Raw genomic sequence first — 14,208 nt, 5'->3', positions numbered from 1 at the left:
GATTAGCCTTTGAACAGCGTTACTGTTTAAGCGGGTTTTGTGAGTTTGTGCGCGATTTCATTGATCTAAAGTGACCCACATCACGGGCTCGTGGCTTACTGCTTCACAATTAGTTCGCGAAGTAAAAAAATTCACTGAGATAGGTGATATAAGGCATATCACCATGGCCAAGCAGTTATAGGACAAGGCATGATTATTGGGCAGCCGGGACACATCGATCATATCAAGCGTAAAAACGCGGGGACGATTTATAATTTAATCGACCGTTTTTCCCCGATTTCTCGGATCGAACTGTCGAAACGCAGTCAGCTAGCGCCAGCCAGTATTACTAAAATTGTCCGAGAGTTGATGGACGCGCACTTGGTTAAAGAAACACAGATACAGGGTACCAGCATGCGTGGTCGGCCTGCTGTCGGGTTGGTGCTAGATAATGAGGGCTGGCAGTTCTTATCCATGCGCCTTGGACGTGGTTACCTCACTATGGCACTGCACTCACTGAGTAGTGAAATCCTCATTCAAGAACGCCATGAAATCGACGTAATGGCGCAGGATGCTCTGCTTTCGACGGTGGTTGAATACGTAAAAGCTTTTTTCTCACGCCACCAAGAAACGGTCGATCGTGTTACCAGTATTGCCGTCTCGCTCCCTGGCTTGGTGAACAGCGCACAAGGCACAGTCATTCAGATGCCGCACTTTGAGGTTGACCATATGCCGCTGGGGCCCGTTTTGCACCGTGAAACGGGGCTGCCGGTATTTGTGGGCAACGACACGCGCTCTTGGGCGTTGGCAGAGAAGTTATTTGGCAACGCAAAAGAATCCGATAGCGCGGTACTGGTCGCTGTTCATAATGGCGTTGGTGCGGGCATTATGCTCGAGGGAAAGGTACTTCAGGGGCGCGTTGGTAATGTGGGTGAGCTGGGTCATATTCAGGTTAAGCCTTTTGGTAAACGCTGTTTTTGCGGCAACTATGGCTGCCTTGAAACGGTCGCCAGTCTGTCTGCTGTGTATGAGCAAGTACAGACTTTACTCAATGAAGGCCATCCGAGTCAGCTACATGGGCAACCATTAACCATTGACGGCATTTGCGATGCGGCGGTAGCAGGCGATGGGCTGGCGCATCAAGTGATCACTGAGCTAGGGCATCATTTAGGTACTGCCATCGCGATTGTAGTGAATTTGTTCAACCCAGAAAAAATACTCTTCGGCGGAGAGTTTAATCGCGCTAAGAGCGTGCTTTATCCAGCGATCATGGAGTGCTTAAAGACCCAAACCATCCCGCTGTATAGCAAGCACTTGGTGTTAGAAGAGAGCTATTTTTATACCCAAGCGACCATGCCTGGCGCAGCGATGGTCAAACAAGCCATGTATGATGGCAATTTGCTGATGAAGGTTTTGGAAGGGTAGTGTTTTGTCGTTTCAGCGTGCAACGTGCGGCAACGCTGGAAAACTAATGTGAATGGCGAGCTGGTCTGTAAGTTAGCGATGAAAAAAGCAGGTGATTCGCACCTGCTTTTTTGAATGTGTTTCTTTAAATAGTGACGTTAACTATTTTTTCTTTCTTCGGCCATGCAAGCTGCTGCGGTAAATACCACATCGGTTGAGCTGTTGAGGCCGGTTTCCGCGGAGTCTTGCAAGACGCCGATGGTAAAGCCAATCCCTACCACCTGCATGGCAATCTCTTGTGGGATGCCGAACAAGTTACAGGCCAGTGGAATCAACAGCAATGAGCCGCCGGCCACACCAGATGCACCACAAGCTGAAACCGCTGCCACAATACTCAGTAGTACCGCCGTGGCGATATCCACTTCAATACCCAATGTGTGAACTGCTGCCAACGTCAATACCGTGATAGTGATCGCCGCACCGCCCATATTGATGGTTGCGCCTAGTGGAATAGAAACCGAGTAGGTATCTTCATCCAAGTCAAGACGGCGACAAAGTTGCATATTCACCGGGATGTTAGCGGCTGAGCTACGGGTAAAGAAGGCAGTGATGCCGCTTTCACGTAGGCACTTTAAAACCAATGGGTATGGGTTTTGACCGGTTTTGAAGTACACAATCGCTGGGTTAACCACCAATGCGATGGTGAACATGCTGCCCAGTAGCACACCGAGAAGGTGCACATAGCCCGCGAGGGCATCAAAGCCACTTTTAGCCAGTGTGCTGGCGACCAAACCGAAGATACCCAAAGGGGCAAAACGGATCACAAAGCGTACGATCATCGACACGCCTTCTGACACGTCAGAAAACACGCGCTTGGTTTCATTTGATGCGTGGTGCAAGGCAATCCCTAAACCAATCGCCCACGCGAGAATGCCGATATAGTTACCGTTCATCAACGCGCTGACTGGATTATCCACAATATTGAAAAGCAAGGTGTTTAATACCTGGCCAATCCCTTCTGGTGGGGTGATGCTGGCATCTGTGGTGGCAAATTCCAGGGTCGTTGGGAATAAGAAACTCATGGTGACTGCTGTCAGTGAGGCAGCAAGCGTACCAACAAGGTAAAGACCAATAATCGGGCGCATATTGGCGCGCTGCCCTTGCTTTTGATTAGCAATGGAAGCCGCCACTAAAACGAAGACCAAAATGGGGGCAACGGCTTTCAACGCGCTAACAAAGAGTTGTCCGAACAGTCCTGCATTCGCTGCCCACTCAGGAGACAGGTATGCAAGGACACCACCGGCTAGAATACCGACAAGGATTTGAAGTACCAACGAGTTACCTCGGCTGACACTGGCGAGTTGTGTTTGACTCATGTGACTCTCACTTCACTGTGTTTATTATCAATGGCTGTTAATGAATCGTTAGAAGTGACGAATTAAACCAGTTTGATTCACCCGATGTAAAGGGAAAATTACTACTTTGCACTAGTTATGTAGGGCTGAGCCGGAGAGTTGTCATTAAGTAAAGGTTTACCAGGTGTAATTATTCTGTTATCGCCACGAGATTAATGGCGATAATGGCGGGGATAGCCGAGCAAATACACGCATTATTCTGTCTATTTAGCATAAAAAAAGGCGGCTTCGCAGCCGCCAGAAGGATAACAACTAGCACAGAAATTTTTAGTAAATCGCATGTCCCACGGTATTAAGTAATTTGCTCACACCCTTGGTGAAATAGAGTGGCGCATTCGCTACCGTGTAACATAGGCAGCCTTGCTTGGTGAATGGCGTGTGGTGATGACGGCTATCGAGCAAAATAAAGTCACCCGGCACGTACTCACCGCTTTCATCTTCAAAGGTGCCATCAAGTAATAGCGTTAATTCATACCCTTTATGGGTGTGCGCAGGTACCGACCCGCCTTCATCAATATGGAGGAAACTGGCACGTGTCGCCCCTTCATCAAGGTTTAACCGGGCACGTTGTACTTTGCCAAATGATGACCAGTTGGAATCACTAAAGCGCTGTAACGCGCGGGGCAGTGTATACGTTTTGTCACTCACACTGATTTGCGCTGCACGGACGGGTGCTTGCGCATTGACCTCGCTCTCATTGGCTGCTGCATCTTCGAAAATGGCAGCAAGCATTTCGTCTTCGGCAGCGTAATCCCAATCAGCTGTTGTCATCTCATCTTCGTTGAACGTTGAGTCTGCGAGCGACGCTTCTGCAGCGGCCACGTAAGCTTGGCATTCCTGGCAGAGTTCAACATGGGCTGACAACGCAATCGCCATCGAGGTGGGCAGTTTGCCGGCAGCAAATGCATCGAGTAAATCGGTCGATGGGTGATATTTGATCATTGTTTAACCTCCAGGTGATTGCGGAGCTTTTCCAGACCTAAACGCAATCGGGATTTTACGGTGCCTAGTGGCACGTTTAACTGTTCTGACAACTCTTGGTGGGTAAGCTGTTTCAGATAAACCCCCCTCACCACTTGCTGTTGGACTTCAGGTAACTCATCAATGAACGACAGCAGCTCTTGATCCATCATATATTGCGCACCCGCGTCAGATTCGTTGTCTTGCTGACCGGATTCGAGCACGGGCCAAATGTCATCACTGAAATTGTCTTCGCGGTTAGATTGCACCTTGCGCAGCATATCAAAGCTGATGTTGCGCATAATGGTGAATACCCACGTGGTCGCCGCCCCTTTATCCGAGTTATATAGATGCGCTTTGCGCCACACCACGAGCATGGTCTCTTGCACGAGTTCCATCGCTTGCCCGTCGGCGCGAAGGTGTTTGGCGCCATAAGAGCGAATCTTAGGACCAAAAAACCGGAACAGACGTTCAAAGGCAGCGCGGTCGCGATCCTCCGAGACTTTCAATAATAATTCTGACAACTCTTCCTTCGTCACGTCAGTCATGTTGGCACGCGTGTCCCGTCTGGAAATGGTGGTCTCAGTATACATGGTTTGTGGCGCAGTCATAGTTGAGTCCTATCTGTCAAAGCCGTCCATCTCGCTACCAATACGTAACGTTAACCAGTTGGATCACTCCACTTGCTCTTCAAGCAGTTGGCTAATGAATTCTTTGGCCTCGTCTGCCGACTCTTGAGCAATAAACCATTGTTTTTGCGCGTTAGAAAGCGGCAATATCTCCAGCCAACGTTGGCAACTCCAGGTTAAATCGTCAAAAGGTGGCGCTTCATATTGTTCTGCGTGCTCAGGATGGGCTGCAAATACATGTTTTAGCCCGGATGCGATGCGCTCTTTATCGTCGGCTTGGTCATCGTTCAAATACTCATCATGCGGCCAATCATTGAGAGCCCGTATGTCACCCACCCAAAGTTTGTCCGCTTCTTGGTCCGTCGACATAATTTCTACCCGCTGGCGACCGGCGATCGTGATCCCTAGCAAGCCGTCGGGCAGTGTTTCAAAATCGACGATGTCGACCAGCGTGCCGTATTTGTATAGGCGTTTCCCCTGCATCATTGCCAGGACAAACCCCTCCTGGTTTGCAGCGCACTCACGGACGAGGCGCAAATAACGGGGTTCAAAAATGCGCAGTTTTGCTCTGCCACCTGGTAGCAAAAACAGGGGCAAAGGAAACAGCTTGGTCATACTTATGCCTCCTTCTATCGATTCAACATGCTCTCCATTACGCGCAGTGTGGGTAATGCGATCAAGCCAGAGCGAGCATCAAGCTAATCGTATTGACATCAACACCCGTTATGGCATTCTGGAAGTCTAAATGGCTATTTAAAAAGGTAAGGGAATGAAGATAAAACAACTCAGCGCAAGTCTCGCGATACTTCTCGCGGCGGTATTCCTCACAGGGTGCGCGGAGGAGAATGAAACGATTAAAATTGGCGCAACGGTAGGTCCCCACGCGCAAGTGGTTGAGTCGGTGGCTAAGCAAGCTAAAGAAGAAGGAATCGATGTTGAAGTCGTGGAGTTCTCTGACTACATCTCGCCTAATGCAGGGCTAGCGGATGGCAGCTTGGATCTAAACAGCTATCAGCATCAGCCGTTTCTCGATAATTTCAACCAAAACCATGATAGCGAGTTGGTGTCGATTGGTCGCTCTATCTTAATGCGAATGGGGATTTATTCCGACAAAGTCGACAGTCTTGAGGGGTTAGCCAAGGGCGCACAAATTGCGATACCCAATGATCCGACCAATGCCGGTCGCGCGTTGTTATTGCTGGAAGACGCAGGTTTGATTACGTTGGCTGACAATGTTGGCTTTAAAGCCACGCTGCAGGATGTTCAATCTAATCCCAAACAGCTCGAATTTGTTGAAGTCGAGGCCGCACAACTGCCGCGCAGCTTACAAGATGTCGATGCGGCGGCGATCACTATGAACTATGTGATGTCATCAGGGCTTGATCCGAGCGAGCAGGGCATTTTCTTAGAATCCAAAGAGGCACCGCTCGCCGTTATGGTGGTGGCCGCACGCAAAGAAGATCAAGATAACCCGACGTATCAGCGACTACTTGCGTTATTCCAGTCCGACAAAACACGTCAATTTTTGCAAGACACCTTTAATGGCACGATAGAGCCAGCATTCTAAGTAACCGTCACCAATATAATCGGTCAGTGCAATGCTGGCCGATAGCCAAACGTCACTATTTGTTTACCACTCATACAGTTATTGCTGCTACCATAGTGGCTATTCGTTGGTCCACCATGTGCTAGGATCGCGACGTCTACCTCCTCACATCACTAAAACGCATAGGAAATTGGATGCAATCGGCTAGCCGCCCATTTAATTGGTCGCCCGTGTTGCTGGCATGCCTGACCGTCAGTATTGGGCAGTTCAGTATGGGCTTAGTATTTCCGTCTTTGCCCTGGATAGCTCGTGATTTCAATCTCAGTATGGACAACGTCCAGCTGCTGATCTCTGCCTATCTACTCGGCTTTGGGCCATCACAGTTTATCTACGGGCCGATCTCAGATGCACTTGGCCGTCGCCGCGTGTTATTGGCTGGGGTATTGCTCTCCTTGATTGGTTTAACCGTGATGGTGAGCTTTAGCGCCAGTTTCACTGGCCTGGTCATTGGCCGCTGCATCCAAGGAATGGGCACCGGCTGTTGTGCCGTGCTCTCACGTGCCTTTACTCGTGACTCTTATTCGGGGGATCAACTGCCGCAAGCGATGTCGTATTTGATTATGGTGGCGTCGTTGACCCCCATCGTCGCTCCTGTGATTGGTGGCTTTGTAAACCATAACCTAGGCTGGCTGGCGATCTTTATTTTGCTGATGGTGTACACCAGCTTGGTGTGGTGCGTGTTGTTTTTCCTGTTCAAAGAAAGCATGCTCGCTCGTTCGCCGTTGCCTAATGTGAAGGTGATCCTCGGTCGTTATGGCGCACTGCTAAAAACACCGTATTTTCTTTATTTCGCCAGTATTAGCTGGGTGAATTTTACCTTGGTGATTACCACGGTGTCGCTGATGCCATTTTTAATGCAAGAGCGCATCGGTATGACCTCGGATCAATATGCGCTGTGGGCGCTTATTCCAACATGTGGCTTATTATTGGGTAGCGCGTTGGTTTCGCGCATTCGGCCGCGTTTGGGCACCAAGCGCATGCTGCTGATGGCACCCGTGATGCAGCTCATCTCTGCGGTCTGGTTATGGTTCACTCCGATGGATCCGTTACTGCTGATGATAGGGCAGTTCTTTATGGTGTTTGGTAACGGGATTGCGCTGCCGTGCGCCCAGTCGCAGGTGATGCAACCTTACTCTAACCAAGCCGGCACCGTCGCTGCGCTCTCCGGTGGTGGACAGATGATTATTTCCGCGTTGATGAGTATGGCGCTATTGAGTTTGGGCGTTAGCGAAGCCTGGCACCTTGGTGTGGTGGTGGGCGTGTTTGCGTTGCTTTCTGTGCATAATATCTTTCGCGGGTTTGCCGCCCCGAAAGTTAACGTCGCCAGTACCCCGAGTGAGGCATCATGACAAATACACGGTTAGAAAAAGGCCTGTTTCCGCTGACAACACCACGCCTGAGCATGCGGCCAATGATCAAAGCGGACTGGCCGTTGTTCCACCGCCTACACACGGACAATGCCGTGATTGCGCAATGTTTTGATCCTATGCCACTGGGTGACATTGAAGCCCGATTTGAGCAACGGCTCACACCCTGGTCTCCTGACGCTAAGCACTGGCTGTGTTTGGTCATCGTAGAGACGGCGACACAAATGCCAATCGGCGTCACCGGCTTTTTGCTTGAGCAGGATGTCGCGGAAGTCGGCTATTTACTGTTGCCGCCTTATCACGGGCGTGGTTATGGGACTGAGTCTTTGCAGGCTGTCACCGATTTTGCTATCTACCGTGGTGGTGCGCGAATCATCAATGCGACAGTGACTGCTGGTAATCTTGCCTCTGCGCGCGTGCTAGAAAAGGTCGGGTTTCAACTCAGCCGTATTGACCCCGATGCCTTTGCAATTGGCGGTGTTTGTTACGACGACTGGATCTACACCTACACCGCAGTGTGATTTTAATGTTTCCCCAGACCACTGATTTTGTTTTTGTTCGTTGACCTCAAGTTATATTGAGGTTTTACCCTTGCTCTCGATGTTTAGCTTTCCAAGCTCAGTTTTCGATAGCACGGATAAAGGGAATGAATGATGACAACAATCGAACACGTAAATATGACTGTGGTAGACATGGATGCGGCGTTAGCGTTTTTGGCGGTGGCTGTCCCCGATTTTAAAATTCGCCAAGATGCACAATCGCCAAAAGGATATCGTTGGGTGCATGTGGGCAATGAGCACTGCTACTTTGCGCTGCAAGAGCCCAACCCAAGTTCAGAGCCCAGCATACAGCCTCGCAGTACCTATAAATCTCAAGGCGTGAACCATATTGGCCTGATCATTGATGACATCGATACCATCCGCGAACGTCTACTTGAAAAAGGTTATCAACCCAATGGTTCAATGGCGCACGAAACCCACCGCAAGCGGATGTATTTCTATGACAAAGCCGGTTTTGAGTGGGAATTGGTCGCTTACTCATCCGATAAACCGGAAGAAAGATACCTCTACGAGTAACGCACAAAGCCGCACTGCTCGCTTTCCCAGATAGAAAAAACACCGCCCCTTATTCAACGGGGCGGTGTGTGCGTCATCGACTCTCTACTCACCAAAAAACTGCTTAATTGCGGTGATCATCCCTTGGGTGAGTTGGTGGAGTTGGTCGTCGCGGATACAGTAGGGTGGCATCACATACACCAGTTTGCCGAAGGGGCGAACCCAAATGCCTTGGGCGGTCATTAAAGGCTGAATATCGGCCAGGTTCACCGGATCGGTCAGCTCTATCACGCCAATTGCGCCAAGCACACGCACGTCCGCCACACATTCCAATGCGCGAGCAGGTGCTAAGCCAGTTTTCAGCTGTTGCTCGATGTGCGCAACCGTCTGCGGCCAGTCACTTTCTAGCAAGGTATCAATGCTGGCGCAGGCCACGGCACAGGCGAGTGGATTGCCCATAAAGGTAGGACCATGCATAAAACAGCCTGCATCACCGCTGCAGACGGTATCGGCCACATGGCGGGTGGTGAGCGTGGCGGCCAAGGTCATGTAGCCGCCGGTCAGTGCTTTACCGACGCAGAGTATATCTGGGCTGATCCCCGCGTGGTCGCAGGCAAATAGTTTTCCAGTTCGGCCAAATCCGGTGGCAATTTCATCCACAATCAGCAGTACATCAAATTCATCGCACAGAGCGCGCACTTGACGCAGGTATTCAGGGTGATAAAAGCGCATACCGCCTGCGCCTTGCACAATCGGCTCTAAGATCACGGCGGCCAGTTGGCCATGATGGGCAGTCAGTGCTTCGCGCATGGGCTGTATGTCGTTAGGGTTCCAGTCACCGTCAAAGCGGCTTTGTGGGGAGGGCACAAAATGATGCTGGGGCAGAAATCCTTTGTAGAGTTTGTGCATCGAATTATCAGGATCCGTCACCGACATGGCGGCGAACGTGTCGCCATGATAGCCATGACGCAAGGTCAAAAACTGTGCGCGTGACTCGCCGCGTCCCTGCCAATATTGCATCGCCATTTTAAGCGCCACTTCTACTGATACAGAGCCTGAATCGGCCAAAAACACTTGCGTGAGCGGGGCGGGTGAATGCGCGACTAAGCGCTCACAAAGCGAGACTGCGGGCTGGTGGGTAAGACCGCCAAACATCACATGCGACATTTTATCGATTTGCTGATGCGCCGCGGCGTTCAAAGCAGGGTGGTTGTAGCCGTGAATGGCTGCCCACCATGACGACATGCCATCAATCAGAACAGTGCCATCTTCAAGGTGTAGCTCGGCGCCGCTTGCGTGTGAGATAGGTAAGCAAGGCAAAGGGTCGAGCGTTGAGGTGTAGGGATGCCAGATATGTTCACGGTCAAAATGGGTGCTTATGCTCATAAATAAATCAGATGTAAACCAGTATGATCTTGTTGTGTTGACAGGTTAACGTCTGTGGGTAGACTAGCCAAGCATTAAAACGACAACAACGGGGAAAACCGCGTGGAAATAAGACACAACTGGACCGCACAGGAAGTGCAAGCATTGTTCGATAAACCCTTCATGGATTTGCTGTTTGAAGCGCAGCAAGTGCATCGTGAATATCATCCTGCCAACCAAGTGCAAGTCAGCACGCTGTTATCGATCAAAACCGGCGCGTGTCCAGAAGATTGCAAATATTGCCCGCAAAGTGCGCGGTATCGCACCGATGTTGAGAAAGAGCGCTTAATGGAAGTGGAACGCGTGCTCGAAGCGGCGGAGAAAGCCAAAGCCTCAGGCGCGACGCGCTTTTGCATGGGGGCGGCGTGGAAAAACCCCAAGCAACGCGATATGCCATATTTGCTCGATATGATCCAAGGCGTCAAAGGATTAGGGTTGGAAACCTGCATGACACTGGGCATGTTGGATGCAGAGCAAGCCAAGACCTTGTCTGAGGCAGGTTTGGATTACTACAACCACAATCTCGATACCTCACCTGAGTTTTACGGCAACATTATTACCACGCGGACGTATCAAGAACGCCTTGATACCTTATCTAACGTGCGAGACGCGGGAATGAAGGTGTGTTCCGGCGGCATTATTGGCCTTGGTGAAAGTGCCCGCGATCGCGCTGGTTTGCTGGTCGAGCTGGCCAATATGCCGGCTCACCCAGAAAGCGTGCCGATTAACATGCTGGTCAAAGTAAAAGGCACACCGCTTGAGAACGTCGATGACGTTGACCCGTTCGATTTCGTCCGCATTATCGCGGTGGCGCGGATCATGATGCCCAAATCGGCAGTGCGACTGTCTGCCGGGCGCGAAGACATGAACGAGCAAATGCAAACCTTGTGCTTTATGGCTGGCGCCAACTCGATATTCTACGGCTGCAAGCTGTTGACCACACCAAACCCTGACGAAGATGCGGATATGCAGCTATTTAAAAAGCTGGGTATTAATCGCGAAGCGGTCAGCCAAAAGCCCGATCAAGTCACTGAGCACGACTTACTTGAGCAAGTGGCTGAGCGAGTGGCAGCGCGCCCGCAAGAGGGCGATTTGTTCTACGATGCCAGTGTCTAAATCCCCATGACTGATACAACATCAGCGCTGATCCGTCGTTACCAAGGCGAACTGGCCGCACGTCAGCAACAAGACCTATGGCGGCAAAGTGGTGACAATGCCGTCGCCGAGTCATGGCGCAACTTTGCGGGTAATGATTATTTAGGCCTCGCGCAAGACCCGCGGCTGGTCAAAAAGGCGCAGCAGCACCTCGAACGCTGGGGTGTGGGCGCGACGGCCTCGCCGGTGGTATCTGGTTTTACCGCCGCGCATCAATCCCTTTGTGATCAGCTGTGTGACTGGCTGGGTTACCCGCAAGCGATACTGTTTAACAGTGGTTTTGCTGCCAATCAGGCGTTACTGTTTACGCTGTTGGGTAAAGACGATGCCTTGTTTCAAGACAAACTCAACCATGCCTCCTTGATTGAGGCCGGCGTATTGAGCCCTGCCACGCAGCGGCGGTTTCGTCATAACGACATGGCACACCTTCGCCAATTGCTCGCGAAGCAAACCCAGCCTTCCGCATCGCTGATTGTCTCGGAAGGGGTATTTAGCATGGATGGTGATGTGTCGCCAACCGACAGCCTTGCCGCGATTGCCAACCAATCGGGGGCGCTTTGGGCACTGGATGATGCGCATGGGATTGGCGTGTTAGGGCAAGAAGGCGAGGGCAGTATCAGTCGTGGCGCGCGGCCAGATATTTTAATCGTGACGTTTGGAAAAGCTCTGGGCGTGGCGGGGGCGGCAGTGCTGGCTTCTCCCACCGTCATTGACTATTTGCGCCAGTTCGCTCGCCATTATGTGTACTCGACGGCCATGCCACCGGCGCAAGCGGCACTCATTGAGGATGCTATTCGATTGGCACGAACAGAGCACTGGCGGCGAGAAACACTCAGCGCCCATGCCGAACAGCTAGCGCAAGGCCTCCATGACTGGTTAGAGACGACGTCTGCTTGCGAACCGCACGCTATAAATACTCAATCCTTGCCGCAATTGCTCGCGACGCCTAGCCCCATCAAGCCGCTGATTATCGGCGATTTGGCAGCGTTACAGCATGTAAATCACGCCTTGATGAAGGCCCATATCCGAGTAGGAGCGATTCGGCCACCGACTGTACCTGCCAATACGGCACGATTAAGGATCAGCCTGTCTGCGCAGCATCAAAAAACAGATATTACCGCACTAATTGAGGCGCTTAAGCCGGTATTAGCGAGCGACAAAGCGTGTGGGGTGACAGCATGACCGTGGCCGATAAACAAGCGATTGCTCGAGCGTTTGGTCGAGCCGCGCGCCATTATGATGACAGTGCGACGCTGCAGCGCCGTGTCGGCCATCGGTTGATGGCATTGGCTGAGTCAGAGCAAAAAGCTATCCATCTCAGTACCGTCTTAGATGTCGGCTGTGGCACCGGCTATTTCACCCAGCAGTGGATGACTCACGCTAAAACAGTGATTGGACTCGATCTCAGCGCTCCTATGCTTGCAACGGCAAAAGCGCGCTGCGGTGATGCCATGCTAGGCGTACAAGCAGATGCGGAGCATTTGCCGCTGGCTGATAACAGTGTCGATCTGGCGTTTAGTTCGTTAGCGCTGCAATGGTGCGACGATTTGCATGTGCCATTGGCGGAGCTGCGTCGGGTCGTCAAACCCGGCGGGCAAATCCTTGTTTCGACTTTGCTCACCGGATCCTTGTGTGAACTCGACAGCGCGTGGCAACAAGCATGCGACACGTCACGGGTGAACCGCTTTATCTCCTTCTCAGAGTTACAACAGGCGACTCAACGCGCCGGGCTGATGCATGCGACCGTGTTGCAAGAAAGCGAACAGCTGACCTTTGCCAATGCCCATACGGTGATGAAAAGTTTAAAAGGGATTGGCGCTACCTACCGCCCCCAAGGTGCGGGGCAGCAAGGGCTGGCGACAAGAGCGCAGTTTAGCGCGGTAGAAAAGGCGTATCAGCGTTTTGCACTCGCCGCCAACACCTTACCGGCGACCTATCAAATTGGCTATATAGTGATTCACCATCATGCATGACAGTTACTTTATTACCGGCACCGACACCGAAGTGGGGAAAACCTATACCACGGCGGCGCTGTTGCACGCCTTTATCGCAAAGGGCCATCAAGCGGTGGGCTACAAGCCTGTCGCCGCTGGTGCCGACTTAGCGCCTGATCACCAACTAAATAGTGACGCTGTCACTTTACAGCATGCCAGTGCGACTGCATTGCCGTATGCCGCGATCAACCCAGTGTTGTTGGAAACGCCGTGCTCGCCCCACTGGGCGGCGGTGTTAGCCAACATGCCCATCGACACCCAGGTGCTGAGCGATGGGCTCGCGCATTTAAAACAGCAGGCCAGTCCGGTATTGGTAGAAGGGGCTGGAGGCTGGCAAGTGCCACTGAGTGAGACTGAAACGCTGGCCGATTGGGTGGTTGCCCATCAACTGCCAGTGATCATGGTGGTGGGAATAAAGCTTGGCTGTTTAAACCATGCTTTACTCACCGCAGAGGCCATACGTGCACGCGGGCTTACGTTAGCTGGATGGGTGGCAAACGCCGTTGATCCTAAGGCGCAGCACAGTGACGAAATGGTGCGCTATCTTGATGCGCATTTAGATGCGCCTTGTCTGGGGCACTTGCCGTTTGCTGCCGATGCCTCGCCAGCACAATGCGCAAGCCACTTAGATATTACGCCGTTGTGAATATATTGCGGGGATATAGCGATCAAAAAAGCCAGCGCTAAGCTGGCTTTTGTCTATTTAAGTCGGCAGTTGCGGGTAGACAATTACTTTTGGTCGTCTCGCACACCCATTAGGCTTTGCTGAACCTCGGCCATCTGGCGCGCCGCTGTCGCGTCATCCGACGCTAACCCAAGCTCTGAGCAGGCTTCGTCGAAGCTCATGCCGAGATGACAGGTTAAGATGTCGATAGCGACTCGGTAGTTTTCTTGCTCTGCCATGGTCTCACTCCATTGATAACGCGTTGCGTTGTTAAGGTTAGGTTGTCCACACCGGGTGGTTGTAAACGTAATGGTTGATATGACCGCCGATTGCCCATTACTTTATCGTCTTACGCAGTGCATCAGCGTCATAGTTTTAAACAGCTGCGCATAAATTAGCCTGAGTAAACCGCGATGACAACTCGACCAAAGTCTATATTGGTAGGTTTTTGTCTTTTTTATTGGGCTTTTCTGTCTTGATAGTTGTTAAGTGATTGAATAAATTGTTAAAAATCCAACATTGCGTGATATCACAATTTCTTTAGATCAGATCGAA

The 14,208-nt window shown here is 51.4% G+C and carries 15 protein-coding genes; 9 read left to right on the top strand and 6 right to left on the bottom strand.

Translation table 11 applies throughout. The features are described from left to right. The first annotated feature begins 189 nt into the window (after positions 1-189). Entirely contained in the window at positions 190-1,404 is a 1,215-nt protein-coding gene (mlc, locus tag N8M53_RS07445) for an ROK family transcriptional regulator (RefSeq protein ID WP_269578317.1), read from the top strand. Positions 1,405-1,541: 137 nt separating this feature from the next. Here mlc and sstT read toward each other — a convergent pair whose 3' ends face one another. The 4 genes from sstT to N8M53_RS07425 form a co-directional block, all read right to left on the bottom strand. Next, a complete protein-coding gene (sstT, locus tag N8M53_RS07440; RefSeq protein ID WP_046073082.1) occupies positions 1,542-2,759 on the bottom strand; it encodes a serine/threonine transporter SstT in 1,218 nt (405 codons plus the stop codon). 306 nt (positions 2,760-3,065) lie between these two features. Further along, positions 3,066-3,740, bottom strand: coding sequence for a ChrR family anti-sigma-E factor (locus N8M53_RS07435; RefSeq protein ID WP_269578316.1), 675 nt, complete (start codon positions 3,738-3,740; stop codon positions 3,066-3,068). Next, positions 3,737-4,306, bottom strand: a complete 570-nt coding sequence (locus tag N8M53_RS07430; RefSeq protein WP_269580001.1) for a sigma-70 family RNA polymerase sigma factor — start codon at positions 4,304-4,306, stop codon at positions 3,737-3,739. Before N8M53_RS07430 ends, N8M53_RS07435 begins: the two co-directional genes overlap by 4 nt. A gap of 126 nt (positions 4,307-4,432) precedes the next feature. Beyond that, positions 4,433-5,002 (bottom strand): LON peptidase substrate-binding domain-containing protein, encoded by a 570-nt coding sequence (locus tag N8M53_RS07425; protein ID WP_269578315.1) that lies wholly within the window; start codon positions 5,000-5,002, stop codon positions 4,433-4,435. Positions 5,003-5,156: 154 nt separating this feature from the next. Between N8M53_RS07425 and N8M53_RS07420 the strand changes: the two genes are divergently transcribed. From N8M53_RS07420 to N8M53_RS07405, 4 genes are all read left to right on the top strand, one after another. After that, positions 5,157-5,954 carry a MetQ/NlpA family ABC transporter substrate-binding protein gene (locus N8M53_RS07420; protein WP_269578314.1) on the top strand — a complete coding sequence of 266 codons (798 nt, stop codon included), beginning with the start codon at positions 5,157-5,159 and terminating at the stop codon, positions 5,952-5,954. 173 nt (positions 5,955-6,127) lie between these two features. Then, positions 6,128-7,342, top strand: a complete 1,215-nt coding sequence (locus tag N8M53_RS07415) for a multidrug effflux MFS transporter (protein ID WP_269578313.1) — start codon at positions 6,128-6,130, stop codon at positions 7,340-7,342. Continuing rightward, on the top strand, positions 7,339-7,881 hold the full coding sequence (locus tag N8M53_RS07410; protein WP_269578312.1) for a GNAT family N-acetyltransferase: 543 nt from the start codon (positions 7,339-7,341) through the stop codon (positions 7,879-7,881). The genes N8M53_RS07415 and N8M53_RS07410 overlap by 4 nt, the downstream gene beginning before the upstream one ends. 129 nt (positions 7,882-8,010) lie before the next feature. Beyond that, entirely contained in the window at positions 8,011-8,436 is a 426-nt protein-coding gene (locus tag N8M53_RS07405) for a VOC family protein (protein WP_254659643.1), read from the top strand. 84 nt (positions 8,437-8,520) lie between these two features. Here N8M53_RS07405 and bioA read toward each other — a convergent pair whose 3' ends face one another. Then, complete coding sequence (gene bioA, locus N8M53_RS07400) at positions 8,521-9,801, bottom strand: adenosylmethionine--8-amino-7-oxononanoate transaminase (RefSeq protein WP_269578311.1); 1,281 nt, start codon at positions 9,799-9,801, stop codon at positions 8,521-8,523. A gap of 102 nt (positions 9,802-9,903) precedes the next feature. Here bioA and bioB point away from each other — a divergent pair, with 102 nt between their 5' ends. The 4 genes from bioB to bioD are packed head-to-tail and all read left to right on the top strand — an operon-like array spanning position 9,904 to position 13,635. After that, the gene (gene bioB / locus N8M53_RS07395) at positions 9,904-10,956 is read left to right on the top strand and encodes a biotin synthase BioB (protein WP_077639099.1); all 1,053 of its coding nucleotides are present in this window, start codon (positions 9,904-9,906) and stop codon (positions 10,954-10,956) included. Positions 10,957-10,962: 6 nt separating this feature from the next. Continuing rightward, positions 10,963-12,177, top strand: coding sequence for an 8-amino-7-oxononanoate synthase (locus N8M53_RS07390; RefSeq protein WP_269578310.1), 1,215 nt, complete (start codon positions 10,963-10,965; stop codon positions 12,175-12,177). Continuing rightward, entirely contained in the window at positions 12,174-12,968 is a 795-nt protein-coding gene (gene bioC, locus N8M53_RS07385) for a malonyl-ACP O-methyltransferase BioC (RefSeq protein ID WP_269578309.1), read from the top strand. The genes N8M53_RS07390 and bioC overlap by 4 nt, the downstream gene beginning before the upstream one ends. Then, positions 12,961-13,635, top strand: a complete 675-nt coding sequence (gene bioD, locus N8M53_RS07380) for a dethiobiotin synthase (RefSeq protein WP_269578308.1) — start codon at positions 12,961-12,963, stop codon at positions 13,633-13,635. Before bioC ends, bioD begins: the two co-directional genes overlap by 8 nt. Before the next feature lie 83 nt (positions 13,636-13,718). Here the strand turns inward: bioD and N8M53_RS07375 are convergent, their stop codons facing one another. Beyond that, positions 13,719-13,892 (bottom strand): hypothetical protein, encoded by a 174-nt coding sequence (locus tag N8M53_RS07375; protein WP_046073094.1) that lies wholly within the window; start codon positions 13,890-13,892, stop codon positions 13,719-13,721. Between the last annotated feature and the right edge of the window lie 316 nt (positions 13,893-14,208).

The sequence above is a fragment of the Salinivibrio kushneri genome, from assembly GCF_027286325.1.
Classification (GTDB): Bacteria; Pseudomonadota; Gammaproteobacteria; order Enterobacterales; family Vibrionaceae; genus Salinivibrio; species Salinivibrio kushneri_A.
This window is presented reverse-complemented; position numbering and strand designations above follow the sequence as displayed.